This window comes from Acrocarpospora sp. B8E8 (assembly GCF_039871605.1).
Lineage (GTDB): Bacteria > Actinomycetota > Actinomycetes > Streptosporangiales > Streptosporangiaceae > Acrocarpospora > Acrocarpospora macrocephala.
The window spans coordinates 39,699-46,648 of the sequence record NZ_JBDPLV010000080.1; the positions used below are offsets into that span (position 1 = coordinate 39,699).

Annotated in this window: 4 protein-coding genes; 2 read left to right on the forward strand and 2 right to left on the reverse strand. The window is 68.0% G+C overall.

Going from position 1 to position 6,950, the window contains the following annotated elements:
- Positions 1-16 precede the first annotated feature (16 nt).
- On the reverse strand, positions 17-1,582 hold the full coding sequence (gene guaA, locus ABGB08_RS45780) for a glutamine-hydrolyzing GMP synthase (protein ID WP_347604083.1): 1,566 nt from the start codon (positions 1,580-1,582) through the stop codon (positions 17-19).
- Positions 1,583-1,730: 148 nt separating this feature from the next.
- On the opposite strand from guaA, the gene ABGB08_RS45785 reads away from it, so the two are divergent.
- Complete coding sequence (locus ABGB08_RS45785) at positions 1,731-3,884, forward strand: serine/threonine-protein kinase (RefSeq protein ID WP_347604085.1); 2,154 nt, start codon at positions 1,731-1,733, stop codon at positions 3,882-3,884.
- A 42-nt stretch (positions 3,885-3,926) separates the two neighbouring features.
- Positions 3,927-6,098, forward strand: coding sequence for a beta-propeller domain-containing protein (locus tag ABGB08_RS45790; protein ID WP_347604087.1), 2,172 nt, complete (start codon positions 3,927-3,929; stop codon positions 6,096-6,098).
- Between the two features lie 111 nt (positions 6,099-6,209).
- Here ABGB08_RS45790 and ABGB08_RS45795 read toward each other — a convergent pair.
- On the reverse strand, positions 6,210-6,950 hold a 741-nt coding region (locus ABGB08_RS45795), incomplete at its 5' end, for a helix-turn-helix domain-containing protein (protein ID WP_347604089.1).

Genomic DNA, 6,950 nt, shown 5'->3' on the forward strand with positions numbered 1-6,950 from the left:
ACCGAGCCGGGCGGGACTACTCCCACTCGATGGTGCCCGGGGGCTTGCTGGTGATGTCGAGGGTGACACGATTCACTTCGCGGACCTCATTGGTGATCCGGGTGGAGATGCGCGACAAAACGTCATAAGGCACCCGGGACCAGTCGGCGGTCATCGCGTCCTCCGAGGTGACCGGCCGCAGCACGACCGGATGCCCGTACGTACGGCCATCGCCCTGCACCCCGACCGAGCGCACGTCGGCGAGCAACACCACCGGGCACTGCCAGATCTCCCGATCGAGCCCGGCCCGCGACAGCTCCTCCCGAGCGATCGCGTCGGCCTCACGCAGAATGTCGAGCCGCTCCTGGGTGACCTCACCGATGATGCGGATCCCCAGCCCAGGCCCGGGGAACGGCTGCCGCCAGACCATCGCCGCGGGCAGCCCCAACTCCTCCCCCGCCCGGCGAACCTCATCCTTGAACAGCGCCCGCAACGGCTCCACCAGCGAGAACTTCAGATCCTCCGGCAACCCGCCGACGTTGTGATGCGACTTGATGTTCGCGGTCCCGGTCCCGCCGCCCGACTCCACCACATCCGGATAAAGCGTGCCCTGCACCAGGAAGTCCGCCGGCCCGTCCGCCAGGATCGCCCGCTGCTCATCCTCGAACACCCGGATGAACTCCCGCCCGATGATCTTCCGCTTCTCCTCCGGCTCGCTCACCCCCGCCAGCGCCTTGAGGAACCGCTCAGCCGCGTCCACCACCCGCAGCTTCACCCCGGTCGCGGCCACGAAATCCTGCTCGACCTGCTCCGCCTCCCCCTTGCGCAGCAGCCCGTGATCGACGAACACGCAGGTCAGCCGCTCCCCGATGGCCCGCTGCACGATGGCCGCCGCGACCGCGGAATCCACCCCGCCGGACAGCGCGCAGATCGCCCGCCCGTCCCCCACCTGCGCCCGCACCGCCGTGACCGCGTCCTCGACGATGTTCACCATCGTCCACGACGGCCGGCACCCCGCCGCGTCCAGGAAGTGCTTCAGCACCGCCTGCCCGTGATCGGAGTGCATCACCTCGGGGTGGAACTGCACCCCGTAGATCCCGCGCGCCGCATTCTCGAACCCCGCCACCGGCGTGTCCGCCGTCGACGCCGTGACCAGGAACCCCTCCGGAGCCGCTACCACGGAATCCCCGTGCGACATCCACACCTGCTGCGCCGCCGGCAGCCCCGCGAACAGCATGCCCTCCCGCAGCACGGTCAGCGCCGTCCCCCCGAACTCCGCCGCCCCCGTCCGCGCGACCCGCCCGCCCAGCGCCTGCGCCATGACCTGGAACCCATAACAGATCCCAAACGTCGGCACCCCGGTCTCGAACAACCCCTCCGGCACAGCCGGAGCCCCCTCGGCATACACCGAAGAAGGCCCCCCCGACAGGATGATCGCCTTGGGCCGCTTGGCCATCATCTCGTCCACCGGCATCGTCGACGGCACGATCTCGGAGTACACATGGCACTCCCGCACCCGCCGCGCGATCAACTGCGCATACTGCGCCCCGAAGTCGACCACCAAAACCGTGTCGAACTCCGACTGCCGCACCTCACCGGACACAACAAGACCCCCAAGCCAAGAACCAGCGGTCCCACCAGTCTATCGACGCCGTCCTCCCACCCGTACGCCACGACGTGGAGCCGCCAACTAGTACAACCATCAGGACACGATGCTTCCGCCGTGTCTTCGGTGGATCCACAATTCTCTTATGCCGGAAATCGTTCCACTAAGGTCGGGCGATCCCCACAACCTGGGTGCGTACCGCCTTCAGGGGCGAATCGGGGAAGGTGGCCAGGGGGTCGTCTTTCTTGGGGTGGGGTCGTCGGGGGATCACGTCGCCGTCAAGTTGCTCCGGTCGGACCTGGCCGGGGATCCGATGATGCGGGAGCGGTTCCTGCGGGAGGTGGACGCCGCCAAGCGGGTTTCGCCGTTCTGTACGGCTCAGCTGATCGAAACGGGCGTGGCGGGCGATCAGCCGTACATCGTGAGTGAGTACATCGAAGGGGACACGCTCCAGCAGCGGGTGCTGACGTCGGGGCCGCTGGGCGGGCCCGCGCTGCATCGGCTGGCGATCGGCACGGCGACCGCGCTGGCCGCGATTCATCAAGCGGGCGTGGTGCACCGCGACTTCAAACCGGCCAACGTGATCATGGGCCCGGACGGCCCCCGGGTGATCGACTTCGGCATCGCCAAGGCGCTGGACGCGTCCGCGACCCAGACATCCCGGCCGGTAGGGACTCCCGCGTACATGGCGCCGGAGCAGATCATGGGCCATCAGGTCGGCCCGCCCGCCGACCTGTTCGCCTGGGCTTGCACCATTTTGTACGCAGCGACCGGCAACAGCCCGTTCGGCAGCGACACCCTCCCCGCGGTGATCAACCGCATCCTGAACGCAACGCCGACCACCGACGCGTTACACGGTCTGCTCCGCGACGTGGTCGAATCGTGTGTCGCCAAGGATCCACGCGCCCGGCCCACGGCGGAGCAGGTGCTGCTGCGGCTGCTCCAGCACGCCCAGCCGAACCCGGCGATCCTGCAGGAAGCGGCCGCCGCGGCCGGCGCCACTCCGCCGCCGCCCAACGCCTGGGCCCCACCGAATGCGCCGTACGGCGCGCCGCCGCCCGTTCCGACCAAGCAGTACGCCGCCGGCATTCCTCCGCAAACGGGCTCCTACGGCATGCCGCCCGTCAACCAGCCCCTCCGGCCTCCGGTCAACCAGCCGCCACCCCCGCCGTACCACCCGCAGCCGATCCACCACATGGGCACGCAGGTTCCGGTCCAGAAGGGCTCCAGGGTCGGTCTGGCCGCCGTCGCGGTCGGGGTGGCCGTGGTCGCGATCGCGGCGGTCGTCGTGGTCGCGATGCGCGACAACAACACCGGGACGACCGGGGCGAGCTCGTCGTCGTCGAGCAGCGTGTCGTCCGAGCCGACAACTCCCGAGCCGCAGCCGAGCCCCACCCCCACGGTGGTCCGTGCGAAAATGCCGGGATTGTCCGCCTACCTGTACGAGGCCTCGACCGACCCTCTCGCACTCACCTACTACGACATCAGCGACGAATCCGGTAAGAAATGGGTCAATTACCCACGCGAGTCGCGTGACGGAAAGTTCACCCGCAGCACCAAATATTGGCAGCAGTACCTCTCCCCGGACGGGACCTACGCGGTCGGGCGCCCCCGCAACTACATGTCCGACAACTACCACGGCGTGGAAATCATCACCCGTTCCACCGGCGCGGTGCAGACCCTCAAGACGGTCAAACTGCCGCTCACGTACGAGTACGGCGAATGGTCCAGGAACAGCACCCGCCTGCTGTTCACGATCCTCAACCCGAGCGGCGAGAACTGGACCGTCAAGGGCTTCATCGTCATCGACATCGCCACCGGCAAGACCACCGTCCGCCGGATCAACGACCCCACGATCAAGGACGGCCGCTTCTACTGGAGCCCCGACGAATCCGGATTTGTCATCGCTTATACGGATGGGACGACGAGCGGGTTGCGGCACTACAACTTCCAGGGGGAGGTCGTGAAGACGATCCCGGGAGTCGGCGTGCCGTACAACACCGCGAACGGCCTGTACTCGCCGTCCGGCGATAGGTTCGTCACCAAATGCCCCGACACGAACGCCGGGAACTGCATCTGGGACTCCGAGGCTGGCGCGGCACAGACCCAGTTCACCTCCGACTGCAACACGGTGCTCGGCTGGTGGGACGAGCAGCACCTGTACTGCTGGATGTCGCCCAGCGCGGAGTTGTCCAAGGTCGCCGTCGTAGATCTCGAAGGTAGCGTCGTACGCAATCTCATCGAAATGACCGATGTGAAACGCCTGTCTCCCTACTACGTACGCACCGGTAGCAGTTAGGTCCTACCTGAACCGTGCTCAAACCGGATCCGTGTAGGGGGCATGAGGATTTCGATTCGGGCATCCGGGGCGGTGGCCGTCGCGCTGCTAGCCACCGCGTGCGTGTCCGGCGGCAGCGGCGGTGGCTCCTCGGCTCCCCCCGCGGTCAACCTGACCGGCAAGATCCAGCTGGTCTCCTACAACGGATGCGACGACATGCTCGCCGGCCTGCGGGCGGCGACCGCGCGGAACGTCGGCGCGTGGGGCATCGGCAGTCCGCCCATGCGCCTGATGGAGCAGGCCACGGCCGAAAAAACAGCCGACACGGCCAGCGTTGGCTCGTATTCGACCACGAATGTGCACGAAGCCGGAGTGGACGAGCCCGACCTGGTCAAGACGGACGGCGCCCGGGTCGTCGTGGTCACCCAGGGCGTGCTCCGCGTGATCGACACGGCCACCCGGAAGGTGACCGGTGAGCTCCGGCTGGTGCCGAAGGAGCAGAACTGGATGCCGGCCGACCTGCTGCTGTCGGGGAACCGCGCGCTGGTGCTGATGACCCACGGCGGCGACGTCATGGCCATCGACTCGATCGCCCGGGTTCGTCCCGGCCCGCTCGGCCCGAAGTACGTCCTGGTCGACTTGACCGGCAAACCCACCGAACTCGCCTCGATGTCGCTGAGCGGCAGCCATGTGGACGCCCGGATGGTGGGCACGACCGTCCGCATCGTGGTCAAGTCCGCACCCGACATCGCCATCCCCGAGCCGAAGCCGAACGCATCGGCCGCCGACATACTGGCGGCGAACAAGGCGGCCGTCGAAAACGCGCCGATCGGGGCCTGGCTGCCCAAGTTCGAGGTGAAGGCCAACGGCGTCACGACGCCGCACACGGTGAAGTGCGAGAACGTCACCCACCCCGCCGAGTTCACCGGCACGTCCCTGCTGACCGTGCACACCCTGGACCTGAACGGCTCTTTCGCGGCGGTCGAGCCGATCAGCGTCGTCGCCGACGGCGACACCGTGTACGGAACGAAGGACAGCCTCTACGTCACCAGCAACCCTCAGTTCTGGTTCATGCCGATGCCCATCCCCGACGTCGTCAGCACACCCACGGCGCAGGCACCCACGCACGACCCGGAGATGCCCACCCTGATCCCGGACCCGGTCGGCTCCGTGGCACCCGAGGTCCAGCCGAGCCACCCAGACGCCGAAAAAATCACCCTAAGCCCGGTACCTCCTGCGGCGGCCACCCCCTCCGGCGTGCGATCCGCCCCGGCCGTCCCGGAGGTCGTCCCCTCCGCCATACAGTCCACCACCCCCATCCCGGAGGTCGTTCCCTCCGCTGTGCAGTCCACCGCCGTGCCGGAAGCGACCCCTCCGCCCGAACGAACCGAAGTTCACCGCTTCGACATCACCGCGCCGGGTTCACCCCGCTATGTGAGCTCCGGTTCGGTCCCCGGCCGGTTGCTCAACCAGTACTCACTATCCGAACATGCCGGACATCTGCGCATAGCGACCACCGACACCCCGCAGACGGCTAACGGCAAGAGTGAAAGCGCCGTCTACGTCCTCAAATCCGACACCCTCGCCCAGGTCGGCTCGGTCACCGGCCTCGGCAAAGACGAGCAGATCTACTCGGTCCGCTTCATCGGCGACCTCGGCTACGTCGTCACCTTCCGCCAGGTCGACCCGCTGTACGCCCTTGACCTCCGCGACCCGTCCGCCCCCAAGGTCACCGGCGAACTCAAAATCACCGGCTACTCCGCCTACCTGCACCCCGCCGGCCCCGGCCGCCTGATCGGCGTAGGCCAGGAAGCCACCACGGAAGGCCGCCAGACCGGCACCCAGGTCTCCCTCTTCGACGTCGCCGACCCCGCCGCCCCGAAGGCCCTAGCCCGCTTCGTCCAGGAACAAAGCGGCTCCGACGCCGAATGGGACCCGCACGCGTTCCTCTACTGGCCAGAAAGCGGCCTCGCGATGATGCCCCTCATGAGCTGGGGCGACAACTGGTCCGAAGGCAGCTCCGCCCTGGTCCTCCACATCACCGACACCCAGATCACCAAACTCGGCACAATCAAGCACCCCAAAGTCGCCCAACAAGCCGAATTCGCCCCCGCCAACCCCGGCATCCGCCGCTGCCTGATCATCGGCAACACCATCTGGACCGTCTCCGACCTCGGCCTCAAAATCAACGACTCCACCACCCTCACCGACCAAACCTGGCTCCCCTTCACCTGACCTCCACAACTCCCACGCAGACCCTGGCCCGGGCCCAAGCGAGAACCCGGGCCAGGGGACAGCGCATGAACCACTGCACCCCGGCGACTTGGCTGACCGCAGTGGGGTCTGTCACTCTGGCCGGTTGTTCACCCCGCCGCCCTTGGGCTGGGTGTAGAGGATTTCGCGGGCCTGCTCGGCGGCGCGGGTGAATTTTTCGGCGACGAAGGCGAGGTAGCGGGCGATGTTCTCCAGGCGGACCGCGGCCGGGGAGTGCGGGCCGAGCACGCCGACGCCCTGCCGGACGACCTCGACGACCTGGACGAGGGACCGGGCGCTGGCGATCGTCGACTGGTGCCAGAGGTCGTCGTCGACGACGTAGCGTTCGCGCCGGCGTTCGTCGCGCTCCCGGCGGACGAGGTCCTGGCTCTCCAGGAAGGCGATCGCCTTGGAGATGGACGCCGGGCTGACCTGGAGCCGCTGGACGAGCTCAGAGGCGGTGAGGCTGCCGGCGTCGGTGGTGTAGAGGCAGCCCAGCACCCGCGCCATCATCTTGGGCAGGCCCGAAGCCATCATGACGGTGGTGAACAACTCCTCGTACTCACGGACGGCCTCGGCGTCGCGTCCGTACGGCTGGAGGGCCGACTGCGACCCCCGCGACGAGCCGGGCCCGCGCCGGCGGGCGCGCCGTTCCGTGGCGCGGTGGGCCAGGTCGGCGCGGTAGCCGGTGGGGCCGCCGTTGCGCATCACTTCACGCGTGACCGTCGAGGTCGGACGGTCGAGGCGTCTGGCGATCTCCGCGTAGGCGAGCCCGTCTCCCAGCCCCAAGGCGATCTGCTGGCGTTCCTGCTGGGTGAGCCTGCCCCCTGGCAT